Genomic DNA, 17,749 nt, shown 5'->3' with positions numbered 1-17,749 from the left:
CCTGGGTCGCGCCGAGCACACCGAACCGCATGCGCCCGATTGTCGCCTGTCCGCGCGCGGGCGGTGGCACGCCCCACACCGGTTCGGTCCCGCGACGGTCCGGGCGGGTAGCCTTCGGCCCGTGATCGTGGGGAGGTGCCGGTGACGACGCTGGACCGGGAACAGCCGCGTGCCACCGACGGGGCACCCGGTGACGGCGGCACGCGTCCCCTGCCGCTGACGCTCGCCGTGCCGGCCGCCGTGCTGGCCGGGGTGGCGCTGCTGCTGGCGTTCCCGCCGTACGGGTGGTGGCCCCTGGCGCCGGTCGGTGTGGCGTTGCTGGCCGCCGCGGTGCACCGGCGGCGGCTGCGCGCCGGCGCCGGGCTGGGCTTTCTGACCGGGGTGGCGTTGTTCGCGCCGCTGCTGGAGTGGACCAACCTGCACACCGGTTACCTGCCGTGGGCGCTGCTGTCGCTGCTGCAGGCCGCCTATTTGGCGCTGCTGGGCGCCGCCGCCGCGTGGGTGTCGCCGCTCGCCGACCGGCACCGGGCGGCGTGGCCGCTGCTCACCGGTGTGCTGTGGGTGGGGCAGGAGGCGCTGCGTGACCGCACCCCGTTCGGCGGGTTCCCGTGGGGGCGGCTGGCGTTCAGCCAGGACACCTCGCCGCTGTTGAAGCTGGCCGCGCTCGGCGGCGCCCCGCTGGTCACGTTCGCCGTCGCGGTCGCCGGTGGGCTGCTGGTCACCGCCGCGTGGCGGGACTGGCGGCGCGCGCCCGGGCAGTGGCGGCCGGTGGCCGGGCTCACCGCCGCGCTGGTGGCGCTGCTCGCCGCCGGCACGGCCGTGCCGACAGGGGTACGCGGCGCGGGCGACACCGTCACCGTCGCCATCGTGCAGGGCAACGTGCCGCGCCTCGGGCTGGACTTCAACGCGCAGCGGCAGGCGGTGCTGAACAACCACGTCGACGCGACGCTGGAGCTGGCGCGGCGGGTCGCCGAGGGCGGGCAGGACCGCCCCGACGTGGTGGTGTGGCCGGAGAACTCCAGCGACATCGACCCGTTGCGCAACCCGGGCGCGGGGGAGCGGATCTCCCGGGCGGCCGACGCGATCGGCGCGCCGATCCTGGTCGGTGCGGTGCTGGTCGGTCCCGGCCAGGGTGAGGTGCGCAACGCGGGGCTGCTGTGGCGGCCGGGAACCGGCCCGGATCTGGACCAGGTGTACACGAAGCGGCATCCGGTGCCGTTCGCCGAGTACGTGCCGTTGCGGTCCATCGCCCGCAAGGTCAGTTCCCAGGTCGACCGGGTCCGGTCCGACTTCGTCGCCGGTGACCGTCCCGGCGTGCTGAACACCGGCCCGGCCGTGCTCGGCGACGTGATCTGCTTCGAGGTCGCCTACGACGGCATCGTCCGCGACACGGTCACCGGCGGCGCGCAGCTGCTGGTGGTGCAGACGAACAACGCCACGTTCGACGTGGCCGAGGCCCGCCAGCAGCTGGCGATGGTGCGGCTGCGGGCCGTGGAGCACGGCCGGGCCGCGTTGATGGCCTCCACGGTCGGGGTGTCCGGGTTCGTTTCCCCGGACGGGCGGGTAGACGGTGCGACCGGGTTCAACACCGCTGCTGTGGTGGTGCGGCAGATGGAACTCGGAGACGGGCGTACCCCGGCGACCACGGCCGGAGTGTGGCCGGAGGTGGCGCTGACGGCGCTGGCGGTCGCGGCCCTGGCCGGCGCGGCGGTGCTGCGCCGGCGCCGGGAGGTCGCTCCCGGCTGAGCCGACGAGAGGTGGTGCGACGGTGGGCGTGGCAGCCGACAGGCGGACGGTCGGGCATCCCGGGGTGGGACGGGTCCTGGTGGTCATCCCCACCTACAACGAGGCCGGCAACGTCGGGCGCATCGTCGCCCGGGTACGCGAGGCGGCGCCGGCGGTGGACGTCCTCGTCGCCGACGACAACAGCCCCGACGGCACCGGCGCGATCGCCGACAGGATCGCCGGCGGCGACCCGCGGGTGCACGTGCTGCACCGGGCCGGCAAGGAAGGGCTCGGCGCGGCCTACCTGGCCGGGTTCGCCTGGGCGCGCGCACGCGGCTACGACGCGGTGGTGGAGATGGACGCCGACGGCTCGCACGCCCCGGAGGACCTGCCGGCGCTGCTGCACGCCGCCCGCGACGCCGACGTGGTGATCGGCTCCCGGTGGACGCGTGGCGCGCGGGTGCTGAACTGGCCGTGGCGGCGGCTGCTGCTGTCCCGGGTCGGCAACCTGTACGCGCGGCTGGCGCTGGGCATGCCGGTCAGCGACGCCACCGGCGGCTACCGGGTGTACCGGTCCAGCGCGCTGGACGCGATCGACCTGGACTCGGTGCGGTCCCAGGGGTACGCGTTCCAGGTGGAGCTGTCGCGGCTGGCGCACCGGGCCGGGGTGCGGATCGTGGAGGTGCCGATCACGTTCGCCGAGCGGGAACACGGCGACAGCAAGATGAGCCCGCTGATCGTGGCGGAGGCGCTGTGGCGGGTCACCCGTTGGGGCGTGCGGGACCGCCTGGCGGCCACGCCGTCGCGCCCGGATGCGCTCGCGCGCTGGCCTTGAGCGAGGGCGTGTCATGCTTGACGGGCGTGATGACCCCGGTCGGATGAGGTGAGATGCGCCGAGGACTGAAGTTCGTACCACCGGCCCTGCTGCTGCTCGCGCTGCTGGAGCTGACCGTTTTCGTGCTGGTCGGCCGGGCCGTCGGGTTCGGCGTGGCGGTGCTGCTGGTGTTCGGGGCGTCCCTGCTGGGCCTGGTGCTGCTGCGCCGCGAGGGCATGCGGGCGTGGCGCGGCTTCCGCGCCGCGGCACCGGCCGGCCGGCCGCCGGGCCCCGAGGTGACCGACGGGCTGATCGGCCTGCTGGGTGCGTTGCTGCTGGCGCTGCCGGGCCTGTTCAGCGGCGTGGTGGGGCTGCTGTTGCTGGTGCCGCCGCTGCGCCGGCTGGCCGGCGGCGGGGTGCGCCGGGCCACCGAGCGGCGGGTGTCGTCGATGGTCGCCGGTGACCTGTTCGGCCCGCGCCGGGTGCGTGTGTACCGGGGTGCGCCGCAGCCGGCCCCGGAGCCCGCCCCGGCCTCGTCGCCGTCGCCGCAGCCGGTCACCGACCCGGGCAAGGCCATCGAGGGTGAGATCGTCGACCGCTGAGGCGCGTGGAGACAGCGAAACGCCCCCGGGTGATCCCGGGGGCGTTTCCGCGCGTTACAGACGGTCAGGCACGACCCCGGCGGGTACGGACCTCCTGGAGCCGTTCGGCGAGGATGTCCTCCAGCTCGGCGATCGAGCGCCGCTCCAGCAGCATGTCCCAGTGGGTACGCGGCGGCTTGGCCTTCTTCTGCTCCGGCTCGGTGCCGTCGACCAGGCGGGCGACGCTGCCGTCGAACTTGCACTCCCAGGTCGTGGGGACCTCGGCGTCGACGGCGAACGGCACCTCGAACTGGTGGCCCTTGGCGCAGAGGTACTCGCGGGTCTGGCGTGGCGCGAGCTCCGTGTTGCGGTCGGACTCGTAGCTGACCGCGCCCAGCCGGCTACCGCGCAGCATGCGCTCGCCCATGATCGACTTCCCCTCGTTCGTGGTGCTGGTCTTCGGGTGTAACGGCCGGTGACCGCTCGCCCATTCCCCGGGGCCACGGCGGCAGGGCCGTACGCGGGTCGGGAGTGTCAAGGGTAACCGGCCATGACAGCTGCCCGGCGGGGTCGTCCCCGGCCGGGCCGAATCGGTGGAGTGTTTCGCCTGCCAACGGGGATGTTACCCACCTGTTTGCGTGCCGGAGGTGACGATGAGCAGTGACGCGCCGGTCGGGGCCCGACCGCCCGCCGGGAAGACCTTCTTCGGTCATCCCCGCGCGCTGTCCACGCTCTTCCTCACCGAGATGTGGGAGCGGTTCAGCTTCTACGGCATGCGGGCGATCCTGGTGCTGTACCTGACCGCCGCGGTCGCCGACGGCGGCCTGGACCTCGGCGAGTCCAGCGCCAACGCCGTGTACGGCACCTACAACGCCATGGTCTACCTGATGGCGCTGCCCGGCGGCTGGGTCGCCGACCGGCTGATCGGCGCGCGCCGCAGCGTGCTCTGGGGCGGCGTGGTGATCGCCGCCGGCCACTACGTGATGGCGATCCCGACCGGGTGGAGCGTGTTCGCCGGCATGGCGCTGATCGTGGCCGGCACCGGCCTGCTCAAGCCGAACATCTCCACCATGGTCGGCGACCTGTACGAGCGGGACTCGCCGCGCCGCGACGCCGGGTTCTCCATCTTCTACATGGGCATCAACCTGGGCGCGTTCATCGCCCCGCTGATCACCGGCTTCCTGGGCGAGAAGATCAACTGGCATCTGGGGTTCGGCGCCGCGGCGGTCGGCATGACCTTCGGTGTGCTCCAGTACGTGCTGGGCCGCCGCAACCTGGGCGACGCGGGTGCCCGCCCGGCGGACCCGCTGCTCGGCGCGGACCGGCGGCGCGCGCTGACCCGCGTCGGCGTGGCGAGCGTCGTGCTGCTCGCCGTGCTGCTGGTGCTGCTGCTGGCCGGCTGGTTCACCGTCGACACGGTGGTCAACCTGCTGACCGTGGTGACGGTGCTGGTGACGGTCGGCTACTTCGCGCGGATCCTCACCGACCGGGAGATCAGCGCCACCGAACGCAGCCGGATGAAGGCGTACGTGTGGCTGTTCCTGTTCGCCGCCGCGTTCTGGCTCATCTACGACCAGGCCGGGTCGGTGCTGAACATCTTCGCCGCCGACCAGACCGACCGGTCGGTGGGCGGGTTCACGTTCCCGGCGTCCTGGCTGCAGTCGGTGAACCCGATCCTGATCATCATCGGCGCGCCGCTGGCCGCCGCGCTGTGGCTCAAACTCGGCCACCGGGTGTCCACGCCCACGAAGTTCGCCGTCGGCCTGGTGCTCAACGGCCTGTCGTTCGTGCTGATGGCCGCCGCCGCGCGGGCAGCAGTCGGTGGCGACCTGGTCTCACCGCTGTGGCTGGTCGCGGTGTACGCGATCCAGGTCGCCGGTGAGCTGTCGCTGAGCCCGGTCGGCCTGTCCGCCACCACGAAACTCGCCCCGGTCAAGTACGCCAGTCAGATGCTGGGCCTGTGGTTCCTGGCCACCGCGGTCGGTGACGCCATCGGCGGTCAGGTGGCGCGGCTGGCCGGCACCTGGTCCCAGCCGGTGTACTTCCTGACCTTCGGGCTGGCCTCGGTGGTGCTGGGCCTGGCCGCGGTGATGTTCACCCGCCAGATCCGGCACCTGATGGCCGGCATCCACTGACCGGGCTCACACCGCCGGGGTCGGTGGCAGCGGCAACGGCAGCCCGGGCAGCCCGTCGATGCTGGTGGCCACGTGGTCCTTGCCGGCGAAGTACGCGCTCAGCGAGGTGTCGTCCTCCCGGGCGAACCGGCGCTCGTGCAGGTCCCGGTCGGCGTCGTAGGTCATGAACGGCACCGCGTAACCGCACGTGTCGCGGATCAGCTCGGCGTGCACCACGATGATCGCCCGCAGGCCGTGCGGGCCGGGGTCGATGTCGGGGAAGTGGGTTAGCAGGTCGGGCCAGCGCGGGTCGTCGCGGAACACCGGCTCGCCGCGCCCGTGCACCCGCACGATGTTCGGCGGGCCGGCGAACGCGCACCACATCAGCGTGATGCGGCCGTTCTCCCGCAGGTGGGCGATGGTCTCGGCGTTGCTGCCGGCGAAGTCGAGGTACGCCACGGTGTGCTCGTCGAGCACCGCGAAGCAGCCGCGCAGCCCCTTCGGAGACAGGTTGACGGTGCCGTCACCTGACAGCGGGGCGGTGGCCACGAAGAACATCGGCTGCGCCTCGACGAAGTCCCGCAGCCGGCCGTCGATGCGCTCGTACGTCTTTCCCATGCCCTGATCCTCGCCGCCGGGCCGGGTGCGGCGCTGCCCCGTTCCCAGCCCGTGGCCGCTCAGCCGGTACGCGTGCCGAGCCGCGCCAGCGCCGTCGCCAGATCGCTCACCTGGTCGGCGAGCTGCCCGGCCCGGCGCTGCGCGGCGTCCCGGTCCGCCTCGATTGTCGCCGTCCGCGCGGCCAGGTCGGCCGCCCGGGCCTCGGCGGCGCTCGCGGCCCGCCGCGCCTCGGCCAGCTCCGCTGCCAGCGCGTCCCGCTCGGCGGTACGGGCGGCGGCCTGCTCCACCGCGCCGGCCGTCTCGGCGCGGGCTCGCTCGACGGCGGCGGAAGCCTCGGCGCGGACGCGTTCCAGCGCAGTGTCGGCGCGGTCCCGCTCGGCCCGGGCCTGCTGTGCGGCGGCGGCCTGTGCGTCGGCCCGCTCGGTCGCGGCCCGGGCGGAACGGTCCGCCTCGGCGGCCCGGCCCTGGGCGGCCTGCGCCTCGGCGCGGGCCCGGTCGGCCTCGGCGCGGGACTGTTCGGCCTGGTCCAGGGCCTCGGCGGCGGATCGGGTGGCCCGCTCGGCGTCGGCGCGGGCGGCGTCCCGCTCGGCGGTCAGCTCGCCCGCGCGGCGGCGTTCGGCGTCGCGTTCGGTGCGTACCGTGCGCAGTTCGTGCCGGGCCGCGTCGCGGTCGCGTTCGGCCTGCACCCGCAGGGCCTGCGCCGCGCCCGCCTCGGCGCGGGCGGCGTCGCGGGCGTCCTCGGCCGCGGCGGCCCGCTCGGCCGCCGCCGAGGCCGTGGCCTCCGCCCGCTCGGCGCGTTCGGCGGCGGTGTCGCGTTCGGCGTACGCGGCGCGGGCCTGCTGCCGGTCGCGGGCCGCAGCCGCGCTGGCGTCCTCGGCCTCCCGGCGGGCCTCGTCGCGTTCGGCGTGCGCGGCGGCCACCTGCGTGGCGGTCTCCGCGCGCAGTTCGGCGAGCTGCCGTTCCACACCGGCCGGGGACAGTTCGGCGTGCAGCGCCTCGGTGAGCGTCTCCACGATCTGGTCGAGCCGGTCCACCGCCTCCCAGGTGCGCGCCACCTGACCGGGCAGGCCGGGGGAGTTGCGGTGGCGCATCCGCGAGTTGCGGGCGGCCCGCTGGCAGGCGCCGTCGTTGTCCCGGCAGTAGCGGAACGGACGGCCCGCGCCGACACGTTGCGGCACGTCGCGTCCGCAGTGGGCACAGGGTCGGATGTCGGTGGCGGGCTCGGCGTCCATCGGGGGCGAAGTCTATCCGGCGGCGTCCGCGCGGGCCGCGCCGTCGAGGGTGTAGCGGCGTTGCAGCAGCACCGCCACCACCATCACGACGGCGGGCAGCAGCCCGAAGCCGTAGCGCAGCGCGTCCAGCGCGGCCGGGGACTGGGTCACGCTCTGCCCGGCGGTCGAGGCCACGAATCCGCCGGCGGCCAGGCACAACGCGTACGCGTAGGGGCCCAGCGCCGCGCCGGTGGCCTCGGTGGCGGTCCACACCCCGGTGTACGTGCCGGCCCGCTCGGTGCCGCCGGCCGCGCGGATCACGTCGGGCAGCATCGAGAACGGCAGCAGCTGCATGCCGGCGAACGCCACCCCGAGCACCGCCACGGCGGCCACCAGCACCGGCAGCCCGGCCGGACGGCCGATCGCCAGCACCAGCGACCCGGCGGCGAACGCGGCCTGCCCGGCGAGCAGGGCACGTTGCTTGCCGATCCGCCGCGCCACCGCCAGCCAGCCCGGGGTGACCAGCAGTGCCGGCGCGACGAACGCGGCCACCAGCACCGTGGTGAGGCCGGGGCGGCCCAGCTCGTACTCGGCGTAGTAGGGCACCCCGGCGAGCACCAGGTGGGTGGTGGTGGACATGGCCAGGTACGCGCCGACCAGCCAGCGGAACTGCCGGTCCCGCAGGCTCGCGGCCAGTGCCCGCCACCCGCCCGGGCCGTGCGGCGGGACCGCGTCGGCGGCGGTACGGCGCAACCGGCCGATCCCGGCGACGCCCACCAGCATCGCGGCGAGCATCCCGGCCGCCAGCACCACGCCCATCAGCAGGTACCCGTCCCGGGTGGCGTCGTCGCCACCGGCCAGCAGCGGCGCGAGGAGCCCGGAGACGAGGATGCCGAGGGTCAGCACCACCATCCGGAACGCCATCAGCCGGGTCCGCTCGTGGTAGCCGATCCGCAGGTCCGCCGGGGTCGCCAGGTAGGGCACCTGGTAGGCGGCGAACAGCAGGTTGCCGGCGACGAAGAAGACCGCCACCCAGCCCGCGGCGGCGGCGCCGGTGAGGCCGCCGGGCACCGCGAACAGCGCGGCGAACGCCAGCGGCAGCACGCAGCCGGCCAGCAGCAGCCGGCGCCGGTGTCCCCGGCGGGCCTGCTCGACGTCGCAGCGGTGCCCGATCCACGGGTGCAGCAGCACGTCGGCGATCTTCGGCAGCAGCAGGGTGAGCCCGGCGAGCCACGGCGCGACCGCCAGCACGTCGGTCAGGAAGTAGAGCAGCAGCAGGCCGGGCACGGTGACCCAGACGCCCATGCCGAGCGAGCCGGTGGCGAACCCGACGAGCGGGCCGCGCGGCAGGGTGACCGCGTCGGAGCGCTGATCCAGCCCGGTCATGGGGGTCTCCTGTCCTCGGGGCACGCCGGCCCCAATCCAACGGTTGCTGGATTGTAGGGGGAACAATGGCCGGATGACCACGCCTCGCCGCCGTCCGGGCCGGCCCCGCCGCGACGACCAGCGGCCGACCCGTGACCTGGTGCTCGCCGCCGCCACCGCGTTGTTCGCCGAGCGGGGCTTCGACGCGGTGAGCGTCCGCGACGTCGCCGCCGCCGCGGGCGTGGACGCGGCCACCGTCGCGCACCACACCGGCACCAAGGCGCAGCTCTACGACGCCTGCTTCGCCCGGGTGTTCAGCGCCGAACGGGAGGTGATCGAGGCGGCCGGGGAGCGCGCCCGGGCGGCCCTGGCAGCGGGCCCGCAGGACGCGCTGCGGGCGCTGCACGACCTGGTGGACGTGTTCGTCGACTTCCTGGAGGACCGGCCGGAGACCACCGCGCTGTGGCTGCGCCGCTGGCTGGAGCCGCAGCGGCACGGCGAACTGGACCGCCGCTACGCCGCGCCGCTGTACGGGCTGGTCGAGGAGCTGCTGCTGGCCGCGGCCGAGGCGGGCGCGCTGACCGAGCCGACCCCGCACGTGACGGTGCGGTCCCTGGTCTGGGCGGTGCACGGGCACGTGGTGACGCTGGCCGCCGGGGCCGGGTCCGGCGCGCGGGAGCGGCGCGAGTTCCGGGCGTTCGTGCACCGGTTCCTCGACGCGCTGTACCAGGGCGGCCCGGACGGCACCCGGGCTTGACGCCGGCCCGCGCTCCGGAGATTATCCATCGGTCGTTGGATTAAGGAGGCGGGCATGGCCACACCGAGGGTCGCTGTCGTCGGCGCCGGGGCCGCCGGACTGGCCACGCTCAAGGCGCTCGCCGACGCGGGTGTCCCGGCGGTGGCGTTCGAGGCCGCGGACACGCTCGGCGGCCTCTGGGTGTACGGGTCGCCCGGCTCGCCCGCGTACCGCACGCTGCACCTGAACACCAGCAAGGGGCGTACCGAGTTCGCCGACCACCCGATGCCCGCCGACTGGCCGGACTACCCCGACCACACCCGGATCGCGGGCTACCTCGGCGACTACGCCGACCGGTTCGGGCTGCGCGAGGCGGTACGGCTGCGGCACACAGTCGACCGGGTCACCCGCACCGGAGACGGCTGGCGGGTACGTGCCACCGGGCCGGACGGCCCGGTCGAGGTCGACGTCGAGGCGGTGGTGGTCGCCAACGGGCACAATCGGGTGCCGAAGCGACCCGAGCCGTACCCGGGCGAGTGCACCGCCGAGCAGATGCACAGCCACGACTACCGGGGGCCCGAACAGCTCGCCGGACGCCGGGTGCTCGTGGTCGGCGGCGGCAACTCCGCCATGGACATCGCCGTCGACGCCTCGTACGCCGCCGAACGCACACTGCTGTCGCTGCGCCGGGGCGTGTGGGTGGTGCCGAAGTACCTGCTCGGCCGCCCCTCGGACACGCTCAACGGCGCACTGGCCCGGCGGCTGCCGTGGCGGCTGCGGCAGCGGATCAGCCAGACCATGATCACCACGGCGGTCGGTCCGCCCAGCAGGTACGGGCTGCCCGCACCGGCGCACGGCTTCCTCCAGGACCACCCGACGCTGTCCGACGCGCTGCTGTCCCGGCTGACCCACGGCGACATCCAGGCCCGGCCCGGCATCGCCCGCCTCGACGGCCACCGGGCCGAGTTCACCGACGGCCGCCACGACGAGGTCGACCTGGTGATCTGGTGCACCGGCTACCGGGTCGAGGTGCCGTTCCTCGACCCGGCGCTGCTCGGCGACGGCGCGGACCGGCTGCCGCTGTACCGGCACGTGTTCCACCTGGACGCCCCCGGGCTGGCGTTCGTCGGGCTCATGCAGTCCACCGGCGCGGCGTTCCCCCTGGTCGAGGCGCAGGCCCGGCTGGTGGCCGCGCGCCTGGCCGGCACCTGGGCGCCACCGGATCCGGCCCGCCAGGCCGCCGCCTGCCGCGACGAGCTGCGCGCCGCCACCGCCCGGTGGGGCCAGCGCCGCCCGCACATGCGCGTCGACTTCGACGTCTACCTGGCCGAACTGGGCCGGGAACTGGCCGCCGGTCGGCGTCGCGCCGGAGCGGCCCGATGAGCGGCCGGGACCCGGCCGCCGGGGCGCGGCGGACCGGAACCGGCGCGGTGCGCGGGCTGGCCGGGCGGCGGGTGCTTGTCACCGGCGCCCGGGGCACGTTCGGGCAGCACCTGGGCGCGGCACTGACCGCCGCCGGTGCCCACGTGGTCGGGCTGGACCTGCACGCCGACCCCGACGCCACCCCGCCGGTGCTCGGCGTCGACCTGACCGATCCGGCCGCGACGCCACCGGCCGTGGCGGCGGCCGTCGACCGGCTCGGCGGGCTCGACCTGCTCATCAACAACGCCGGTGTGGGCGGGCCCGCGCCCGCCGAGCTGCCACCTGACGAGGTGGTACGCCGCCAGATCGAGGTGAACCTGCTCGCCGCCTGGCGGACCACAGCCGCCGCGATGCCGGCCCTGGAGGCCGCCCGCGGCCGGGTGATCTTCGTGGCCAGCCGGATGGCAGTCCTGCCGCTGCCGCTGGCCGCCGCGTACGGGGTGAGCAAGCGGGCGCTCGTCGCGTACGCCGACGCGCTGCGCCACGAGGTCGGCACGCACGTCGGCGTCAGCGTCGTCTACCCCAGCATGGTCGCCTCCCCGATCCACGACAGCACTGTGGCGGCCGGGCTGTCGCTGAACGGGGTCTCCCGCCCGGAGCCGGTCGACGGGGTCGTCGCGGCGATCCTGCGCGCCGCCACCGCCCGGCGCGCGCCACGCGACGTGGCCACCACCCGGCGCGGCCGGATCGAACTGGCGCTGGCCCGGCACGCTCCGGCGCTGGCCGACCGGATGGTGCGCCGTACCGTCGCCGGGCGGCTGGCCGCCGGTGACCTGGACGGCGCGACGCTGGCCGAGGGGATGGTCCGGCGGCACCGGCAGGACCGCCGGTAGCGTGCTCGTCATGGCCGTCTCGCCCTACATCGCCCGGCTGCGCCGGCACGTCGGCCACGACCTGCTGATGCTGTACGGCGTCAGCGGCGTGGTCACCGACGACGCGGGACGGGTGCTGCTGGCCCGCCGCTGCGACAACGGCCGCTGGTCGGTCCCGGCCGGCACCGTGGACCCGGGTGAGCAGCCCGCTGACGCGCTGGTGCGCGAGGTCCGCGAGGAGACGGGCGTGCGGGTGGCCATCGACCGGCTCGCCGGCGTGGCCACCCACCCGGTGGTCTACCCCAACGGCGACGCCTGCGAATACCTCAACATCTGGTTCCGCTGCCGTGCGGTCGGCGGGGCGCCGACGGCCGACGGCGACGAGTCGCTGGCGGTGGCCTGGTTCGCCCCGGACGCGCTGCCCGACCTGGACGACTGGTCCCGGCTGCGGATCGGCACCGCGCTCACCGACGACGCGCCGCCCTGGTACGCCGCGCCGGGGCAGCGCCACCCGGCGCTGCGCCAGCCCGACAACATCTAGCCGAACACCACCTCGTAAGCCCGGTCCGGAACCAGATCGACCGTGTGACGGCCGCTCGGGCCGTACACGGTCACGCGCTGCGGAACCGGCGACACCAGCCGCGCCCGGACCCGGCCCGGCGCCCAGGTCAGCTCCTCGACGGTGACCCGGCCCCGGCAGGTGATCCCGCGTAGCGTCCCGGCGGGCAGGTCCGGCAGCGGCGCGGGCAGCAACCGCAGCATCCCCGGACGGGACCGCACCAGCGACTCGATCAGCACCGCCGGCAGCGCGTGCGCGGCGTCGGCGTTGTACGTGGTCCGGCCCGGGTTGTGCGCGCTCATCAGCGACCGGAAGAACATGTCCGCGCCGAGGATCTCGCGCACGTTCGCCGCTACCAGCCCGCCGTCGCGCAGCCGTGCCGCCGCCAGGGCCCGGTGCAGGCTGCCGTGCGCGGACCGGTCCTCGTCTCCGCGTAAGGTCAGCGCCCGGTGCGCGGCGGCGGCCAGCTCCGGGGTGTCGTCCGGATCGATCTCGTCCAGCGGCCACACCGGATACAGGTGGCTGACGTGCCTGTGGTCCTCGTCGCCGGCACTGCCGGGCCACGCCCACTCGGCCAGTGCGCCGCGCCCGTCGACCAGGTAGCCGGGCGGCCGTACCCCGGCCCACCTGTCGTCGCCGGTCACCTCGGCGGCCAGCCGCAGCGCGTGCCGGGCGGCGGCGACGTCCATGGTGGCGTTGACGGCGACGGGCGCGACGCGGCCGGTGTCGTCGTAGGGGCCGGTCTCCGGCGAGTACGACGGCACCAGCGCCGGCCGGCCGTCCACGACGGTCAGCACGTCGGCGAAGAAGTCCGCCACCTCGGCCAGCCAGCCGGCCACCTCGCCCAGCGGCTCACCGGTGACCAGGTGGTGTTCGTGCAGCGGATGCAGCAGCCAGTCCGCGCCCGCGAGCCACGCGGTGAACGGCCAGTCCGGGTGGACGTGGAACAGGTGCCCGTGCTCGCCGTCGGTGCGGCTGGGCGCCAGCAGCCCGCGTGCCCCGTACACGGCGCGGGCGTTCGCGCGCCAGTGGTCCACCTGGGCGGCGACCAGCCGGGCGTGCGCGGCGCTCACCTCCGGCAACGCGCCCACGTTCGCGCCGGCGAGTTGCAGGTTCAGGTTCGCGTCGGTGGTGAAGTCGCCGGCCCACGCCGCGTCCCAGGAGCCCAGCCACAGCCCGGTCAGCCGGGGCGGCAGCACCCCGCTGGCGCTGAACAGCAGGTACCGGCCGGAGTGGAACAGCCGTTCCAGCAGCGCCGGGTCCAGCCGGTCCGGCGCGGCGGCCTGCCGGGCCAGCAACTCACCGACTGGTAACGCCCGGTCGGCGGCGGGCACGCCGAGGTCCAGGCCGACCCGGGTGTACGGTCCGGCGTGGCGGGGCACGTGCCGGGCCAGCAGTTCGTCGTAGTCCCCGGCCAGCGCGGCGAGTCGCCGTTCCGATCCCCGGGTACGCCAGGGCGGCGCGTCGGGCCGGTCCACGAGCGTGGTGAGCAGCGCCGGTCCGCGTACCCGCACCCGGTCGCCGTCGACGCTCACGTCGCCGCGCAGCAGCGTCAGCCCCTCGAAGCCGTACGCGCCGCCGGCGTCCGGGTAGCGGGCGCGTACCCGCAGGAACACCAGCCCGTCACGGCGGTACGCGGCGTGCTCGTAGACCACGTCGGCCGGCCGGCCGGGCAGTTCACCCGTCGCCCCCACCACGCAGTCGCCCTGGTCGAGGTGCAGCACGGCGACGCCGTCGGCGCGGGAGGCGAAGCAGCGCCGCCGCCCGCCCGACCACTCGACTGTCACCTGCCCGGTGGTGAAGTCGGTGTCGCGCCGGTAGTCGCGTACCGGTCCGGGCACGGCGTCGACGGTGAGCGCGTACCCGGGGTGGAACGACTGGGTCCACTCCAGATCCCGGCCGCCGGTGAGCAGCCGGGCGGCCTCGGCCCGCCGCCCGGCGAGCACGAGCGCGCGGATGTGCGGCATCCGGCCGGCCAGCTCGGGCGCGCGGGCGTGCCGGCTGCCGTTGGGCAGGACGAGCCGGTGGTGGTTGACCACGATCCGTTCCGCGTGCGGCAGCCCGTGGACCATCAGCCCCAGCTCACCGTTTCCGGTGAGGAACGCGTCGGTCCAGTCGGCGGCCGGCGCGGTGTCGTGGATGCCGTGCGCGGTCACCTGCTGGTGTCCCGCACTGTGAGGTGCGGTTCCAGCAGCGTCACCTCCGGCACCGGCTCGCCGCTCAGCCGCCGCATCAGCAACGCCACCGCCTGCCGGCCGACCTCCTCGGCGGGCACCGGTACGCAGGTGAGCCCTGATTGCTCGGCCAGCTCGTCCGGGCAGATCGCGACGACCGAGGTGTCCCCGGGCACCCGGCGGCCCAGCAGGGGCAGCGTGGCGAGCACCGGCCCGACCGCCGACTCGTTCTGCACCACCAGCCCGGTGACGTCCGGATGGTCGGCGAGCAGCGCCTCCAGGTCGCGGCGTACCGCGGCCGGCCCCTCCTCGCAGGGCCGGGTCACCGCGTCGACGCCAAGCCGCTCGGCCGCGGCGCGTACCCCGGCACGGGTGCGGTGGGCGAACCCGGTGCCCCGGTCGTAGACGGCCGCCGGGGCGCCGAGCAGCGCGATCCGCCGGTGCCCGGCGGCGGCCAGGTGTTCCACGCACAGCTCGCCCGCGCGCCGGAAGTCGAGGTCCACGCAGGCCAGCCCGGTGCTGTCGGCGGGATGCCCGATCAGGACGCCGGGTAGCGCCAGCTCGCGCAGCAGCGGCACCCGGGAGTCCTCCAGCTCGACGTCCATCAGCAGCACGCCGTCGACGAGCGCGCTGCCGGCGATCCGGTGCAGCCCGGCCGGTCCCTCGTCGGCGGTGACCAGCAGCACGTCGTGGTCGTGGCGGCGGGCCGTGGTGACCACCGCGGTGGCGAAGCGCATCACCACCGGCACCTGCATGCCGGTACGCAGCGGCAGCACCAGCGCGATCACGTTGGCCTTGCGGCTGGCCAGCGCGCGGGCCCCGGCGTGCGGGTGGTAGCCGAGTGCGCGGACGCTGGCGAGCACCCGGCCGCGGGTGGTGGCCGAGATGGTGCGTTTGCCGCTGAGCACGTACGACACGGTGCTGGCGGCCACCCCGGCGTGGCGGGCCACGTCGGCGATGGTGACCTGCTCACCGGGGCTCCGGCCGGTCACCGGGCCGCCCCGAAGCTGGCCCCCGCCGGTTCGGCTGTCGCGTCGCCGCCGGTCACGGTGAGCGCGCCGACGAGCCGGATGTCGCGCGCGGACCGGCCGACCAGCACCGAGTGGACGGCGTCCTCCACCACCATCGCGGCGCGCGTCTCGTCCCACCAGGCCAGGTCGGCGGTACGCACGCGCAGCGTCACCCGGGTGGCGCAGCCCGGATCCAGCGTGACGCGGGCGAAGTCGCGCAGCTGCCGCAGCGGCTGCTTGACCCGGGAGTGGCGCTGCCGGGTGTAGAGCTGCACGACCTCGGTGCCCGGGCGGCGGCCCGTGTTGGTGACCTCGACGCTCACCTCCACCTCCTCGCCGGCGCGCGCCGTGGCGGTGCTCAACCGGAGGTCAGCGTAGTCGAACTCGGCGTAGCTGAGCCCGTGGCCGAACGGGTACAGCGGGTCGCCCCGGTGGTAGAGGTACGTGGCGTCGGCGCCGATGACGTCGTAGTCGAGCAGGTCGGGCAGTTCGGCGGCGTCGGCGTACCAGGTCTGGGTGAGCCGCCCGCCCGGGTCGGCGGCGCCGAGCAGCACGTCGGCGAGCCCGTTGCCGTGTTCCTGACCGCCGTGGGCGCTCCACAGCACGGCCGGCAGGTGCTCCTGCGCCCAGCCGGCCGCGTACGGGTAGCTGCTGGTCAGCGCCAGCACGGTACGCGGGTTCGCGGCGTGCACCGCCCGCAACAGCTCCGCCTGACCGGTGGGCAGCGCCAGGTCGGCGCGGTCCTCGGTCTCCCGGCCGTTGACCATCGGGTGGTTGCCGAGCACCACCACCGCCACGTCGGCTGCGGCGGCGAGCGCGGCGGCGGCTGCGGCCCCGTCCGCGAGCAGCGTCACCGTGAACGCGGCCGGGTCGCCGGTGGCGACGCTCAGCCGTCCGTGCGGGTCGACGGCGACGTGCCGGCCGGTGGCAAGGTGGTGCAGCAGCGCGGTGCCGTCGGGCCGGTGGTGCAGGCGGAACGTCTCGCGGACCACCCAGCCACCGGGTCCGTCGCGGTCGGCGACGAGCGCCCCGGCGTCGTCGGCGCCGACGTACCGGCCGGTGTCCACGGCGCGCAGCGCCACCACGTCCTGTCCCCAGTCGACCACGTCGAACTCGGCCGCCGTGCCGCCGAGCGTCAGCGCGCCACCCTCGTCGTGGCGTACCGCCCGGTCGCCGGCGTGCAGCGTGATCCGGTCCGTGCCGGGGTGGGTGGTCACCTCGGGCAGGCGCCCGAGCAGCCCGGCGTAGGCGCTGATCGCGTACGGCGGGGTGCCGCTGTACCAGTCGGTGAGCACGGAGTCGGCGAGCGGGCCGAGCACCGCGACCCGGGTGCCGGGGCGCAGCGGCAGCAGGCCGTCGTTGCGCAGCAGCACCACCGACTGGCGGGCGGCCTCGCGGGCGAGTTCCCGGTGGGCGAGGCTGTCGAGCGTGTCGGGCGGCACGTCGTCGTGGGGGTCGGGGTCCAGGTCGCCCAGGCGCAGCCGCACGGACAGGATCCGGCGCACCGCCCGGTCCACGTGGGCGGGCTCGATCAGACCGCGTGCCAGCGCCTCGCCGAGCCGGTCCACTGTGGGGGCGCTGTCCTCGTCGTCCTCGGTGAAGCTGTCGATGCCGGCGCGCAGCGCGGCGGCGAAGCCCGCTACGTGGTCGGGCAGGTACTCCTGCACTCCGGCGATGTTGCCGACGGCTCCGGCGTCGCCGACCACCATGATGTCGTCGTTGGCGTAGCCGCGCAGCTCGCCCTCGATCAGCGGGCTCAGGTGCGCCGGTACGCCGTCGACCAGGTTGTACGACGCCATCACTGCCACCGCCGCGCCGGCGGCGAGGGGGGCGCGGAAGGCGGGCAGCTCGTACTCGTGCAGTACCCGCGGCGGCAGGTCGCTGGAGGTGGTGGCCCGGTCGGTCTCGTTGTTGTAGCCGAGGAAGTGCTTGAGGGTCGGCGCGGTACGCAGCCGGATCGGGTGGTCGCCGCGCAACCCGAGGCCGTACGCGGTGGCGAGCCGGCCGGTCAGCCACGGGTCCTCGGACCAGCCCTCCTCGTTGCGTCCCCAGCGGGGGTCGCGCAGCGGGTTGACCACCGGCGCCCACACGTTGAGCCCGACGCGGTCCGGGTCGGCCCGGTGCTTGACCCGCACCTCGTCGCCGACGGCGGCGCCGACCGCCCGGATGAGGTCCGGGTTCCAGCTCGCGGCCAGGCCGATCGCCTGGGGGAAGACGGTGGCGGTGCCGAGCCACGCGACGCCGTGCAGCGCCTCGGTGCCGGTGCGGAACGGGCGCAGGCCGAGCCGGGGCACCGGCGCCTGCCACTGGTGCAGCAGGCCGAGCTTCTCCGGCAGCGTGAGCCGGGCCAGCAGGTCGTCGAGACGGTGGGGGACGGGGTCGGTCATGGTGGGCGCCTCCGGTCGGCGTACGGGTCGCCGCTCGACCGTCGAAGCGCTTCGACGATCGAGCCGGTGGGACGGCGGCGCGCACGCGAGTCAAGGGTGGTGGTGGCCGGTCGGCGGGGTCGGCCCGGAGCGGTGGTGAAGCGCTTCGACAACCGCCGAAAAACACGCCGCTTCGGGATTGCCCGGTCCCGGAACGCGGCGCTACCGAGGTTGACACCTTC

At 75.3% G+C, this 17,749-nt stretch carries 15 protein-coding genes; 8 read left to right on the top strand and 7 right to left on the bottom strand.

The genetic code is table 11. From position 1 onward, the window contains the following. Window positions 1-141 precede the first annotated feature (141 nt). The 3 genes from lnt to AB0C17_RS16265 are packed head-to-tail and all read left to right on the top strand — an operon-like array spanning window position 142 to window position 3,141. A complete protein-coding gene (lnt, locus tag AB0C17_RS16275) occupies window positions 142-1,746 on the top strand; it encodes an apolipoprotein N-acyltransferase (protein ID WP_357384632.1) in 1,605 nt (534 codons plus the stop codon). A 22-nt stretch (window positions 1,747-1,768) separates the two neighbouring features. Next, window positions 1,769-2,560 carry a polyprenol monophosphomannose synthase gene (locus tag AB0C17_RS16270; protein WP_357384634.1) on the top strand — a complete coding sequence of 264 codons (792 nt, stop codon included), beginning with the start codon at window positions 1,769-1,771 and terminating at the stop codon, window positions 2,558-2,560. A 53-nt stretch (window positions 2,561-2,613) separates the two neighbouring features. Continuing rightward, window positions 2,614-3,141: an FxsA family protein gene (locus AB0C17_RS16265; RefSeq protein ID WP_357479161.1), complete on the top strand. Its 528-nt coding sequence runs from the start codon at window positions 2,614-2,616 to the stop codon at window positions 3,139-3,141. 64 nt (window positions 3,142-3,205) lie between these two features. Here AB0C17_RS16265 and AB0C17_RS16260 read toward each other — a convergent pair whose 3' ends face one another. Then, window positions 3,206-3,547 (bottom strand): RNA polymerase-binding protein RbpA, encoded by a 342-nt coding sequence (locus AB0C17_RS16260; protein WP_007070998.1) that lies wholly within the window; start codon window positions 3,545-3,547, stop codon window positions 3,206-3,208. Between the two features lie 226 nt (window positions 3,548-3,773). Here AB0C17_RS16260 and AB0C17_RS16255 point away from each other — a divergent pair, with 226 nt between their 5' ends. Next, window positions 3,774-5,255 carry a peptide MFS transporter gene (locus tag AB0C17_RS16255; RefSeq protein ID WP_357384638.1) on the top strand — a complete coding sequence of 494 codons (1,482 nt, stop codon included), beginning with the start codon at window positions 3,774-3,776 and terminating at the stop codon, window positions 5,253-5,255. A gap of 6 nt (window positions 5,256-5,261) precedes the next feature. Here AB0C17_RS16255 and AB0C17_RS16250 read toward each other — a convergent pair whose 3' ends face one another. From AB0C17_RS16250 to AB0C17_RS16240, 3 genes are read right to left on the bottom strand one after another with little or no spacing between them, the layout of a single operon-like run. Continuing rightward, window positions 5,262-5,852: a pyridoxamine 5'-phosphate oxidase family protein gene (locus tag AB0C17_RS16250; protein WP_357384640.1), complete on the bottom strand. Its 591-nt coding sequence runs from the start codon at window positions 5,850-5,852 to the stop codon at window positions 5,262-5,264. A 59-nt stretch (window positions 5,853-5,911) separates the two neighbouring features. Beyond that, window positions 5,912-7,084 (bottom strand): hypothetical protein, encoded by a 1,173-nt coding sequence (locus AB0C17_RS16245; protein WP_357479158.1) that lies wholly within the window; start codon window positions 7,082-7,084, stop codon window positions 5,912-5,914. A gap of 12 nt (window positions 7,085-7,096) precedes the next feature. After that, the gene (locus tag AB0C17_RS16240) at window positions 7,097-8,449 is read right to left on the bottom strand and encodes an MFS transporter (protein ID WP_357387299.1); all 1,353 of its coding nucleotides are present in this window, start codon (window positions 8,447-8,449) and stop codon (window positions 7,097-7,099) included. 73 nt (window positions 8,450-8,522) lie between these two features. Here AB0C17_RS16240 and AB0C17_RS16235 point away from each other — a divergent pair, with 73 nt between their 5' ends. From AB0C17_RS16235 to AB0C17_RS16220, 4 genes are read left to right on the top strand one after another with little or no spacing between them, the layout of a single operon-like run. Continuing rightward, window positions 8,523-9,185 (top strand): TetR/AcrR family transcriptional regulator, encoded by a 663-nt coding sequence (locus AB0C17_RS16235; protein WP_357387301.1) that lies wholly within the window; start codon window positions 8,523-8,525, stop codon window positions 9,183-9,185. A 54-nt stretch (window positions 9,186-9,239) separates the two neighbouring features. Next, window positions 9,240-10,547: an NAD(P)-binding domain-containing protein gene (locus tag AB0C17_RS16230; protein WP_357387303.1), complete on the top strand. Its 1,308-nt coding sequence runs from the start codon at window positions 9,240-9,242 to the stop codon at window positions 10,545-10,547. After that, window positions 10,544-11,419: an SDR family NAD(P)-dependent oxidoreductase gene (locus AB0C17_RS16225; protein ID WP_357387305.1), complete on the top strand. Its 876-nt coding sequence runs from the start codon at window positions 10,544-10,546 to the stop codon at window positions 11,417-11,419. Before AB0C17_RS16230 ends, AB0C17_RS16225 begins: the two co-directional genes overlap by 4 nt. 10 nt (window positions 11,420-11,429) lie before the next feature. Further along, on the top strand, window positions 11,430-11,939 hold the full coding sequence (locus tag AB0C17_RS16220; protein ID WP_357387307.1) for an NUDIX domain-containing protein: 510 nt from the start codon (window positions 11,430-11,432) through the stop codon (window positions 11,937-11,939). On the opposite strand, the gene AB0C17_RS16215 is transcribed toward AB0C17_RS16220, so the two are convergent. Genes AB0C17_RS16215 through AB0C17_RS16205 form a run of 3 tightly spaced genes read right to left on the bottom strand, consistent with a single transcriptional unit; the run spans window position 11,936 to window position 17,528 of the window. Beyond that, a complete protein-coding gene (locus tag AB0C17_RS16215; RefSeq protein WP_357479155.1) occupies window positions 11,936-14,113 on the bottom strand; it encodes a glycoside hydrolase family 95 protein in 2,178 nt (725 codons plus the stop codon). The two genes, AB0C17_RS16220 and AB0C17_RS16215, sit on opposite strands and share 4 nt — an antisense overlap. Continuing rightward, window positions 14,110-15,123, bottom strand: coding sequence for a LacI family DNA-binding transcriptional regulator (locus tag AB0C17_RS16210; RefSeq protein WP_357387311.1), 1,014 nt, complete (start codon window positions 15,121-15,123; stop codon window positions 14,110-14,112). The genes AB0C17_RS16215 and AB0C17_RS16210 overlap by 4 nt, the downstream gene beginning before the upstream one ends. Next, the gene (locus AB0C17_RS16205) at window positions 15,120-17,528 is read right to left on the bottom strand and encodes a glycoside hydrolase family 3 C-terminal domain-containing protein (protein ID WP_357387313.1); all 2,409 of its coding nucleotides are present in this window, start codon (window positions 17,526-17,528) and stop codon (window positions 15,120-15,122) included. Before AB0C17_RS16205 ends, AB0C17_RS16210 begins: the two co-directional genes overlap by 4 nt. Window positions 17,529-17,749 lie beyond the last annotated feature (221 nt).

The sequence above is a fragment of the Micromonospora sp. NPDC048887 genome, from assembly GCF_040649715.1.
Taxonomy (GTDB): domain Bacteria; phylum Actinomycetota; class Actinomycetes; order Mycobacteriales; family Micromonosporaceae; genus Micromonospora.
Note: the sequence above shows the minus strand (reverse complement) of the source record. Positions and strands in the feature narration are given on the sequence as shown.

What these genes read in the sequence shown, in the direction of transcription:
- AB0C17_RS16265 (WP_357479161.1), top strand. Translation starts at nt 2,614, where the DNA reads ATGCGCCGAGGACTGAAGTTCGTACCACCGGCCCTGCTGCTGCTCGCG.
- AB0C17_RS16250 (WP_357384640.1), bottom strand. Translation starts at nt 5,852, where the DNA reads ATGGGAAAGACGTACGAGCGCATCGACGGCCGGCTGCGGGACTTCGTC.
- AB0C17_RS16220 (WP_357387307.1), top strand. Translation starts at nt 11,430, where the DNA reads ATGGCCGTCTCGCCCTACATCGCCCGGCTGCGCCGGCACGTCGGCCAC.
- AB0C17_RS16260 (WP_007070998.1), bottom strand. Translation starts at nt 3,547, where the DNA reads ATGGGCGAGCGCATGCTGCGCGGTAGCCGGCTGGGCGCGGTCAGCTAC.
- AB0C17_RS16240 (WP_357387299.1), bottom strand. Translation starts at nt 8,449, where the DNA reads ATGACCGGGCTGGATCAGCGCTCCGACGCGGTCACCCTGCCGCGCGGC.
- AB0C17_RS16205 (WP_357387313.1), bottom strand. Translation starts at nt 17,528, where the DNA reads ATGACCGACCCCGTCCCCCACCGTCTCGACGACCTGCTGGCCCGGCTC.
- AB0C17_RS16230 (WP_357387303.1), top strand. Translation starts at nt 9,240, where the DNA reads ATGGCCACACCGAGGGTCGCTGTCGTCGGCGCCGGGGCCGCCGGACTG.
- AB0C17_RS16255 (WP_357384638.1), top strand. Translation starts at nt 3,774, where the DNA reads ATGAGCAGTGACGCGCCGGTCGGGGCCCGACCGCCCGCCGGGAAGACC.
- AB0C17_RS16245 (WP_357479158.1), bottom strand. Translation starts at nt 7,084, where the DNA reads ATGGACGCCGAGCCCGCCACCGACATCCGACCCTGTGCCCACTGCGGA.
- AB0C17_RS16225 (WP_357387305.1), top strand. Translation starts at nt 10,544, where the DNA reads ATGAGCGGCCGGGACCCGGCCGCCGGGGCGCGGCGGACCGGAACCGGC.
- AB0C17_RS16235 (WP_357387301.1), top strand. Translation starts at nt 8,523, where the DNA reads ATGACCACGCCTCGCCGCCGTCCGGGCCGGCCCCGCCGCGACGACCAG.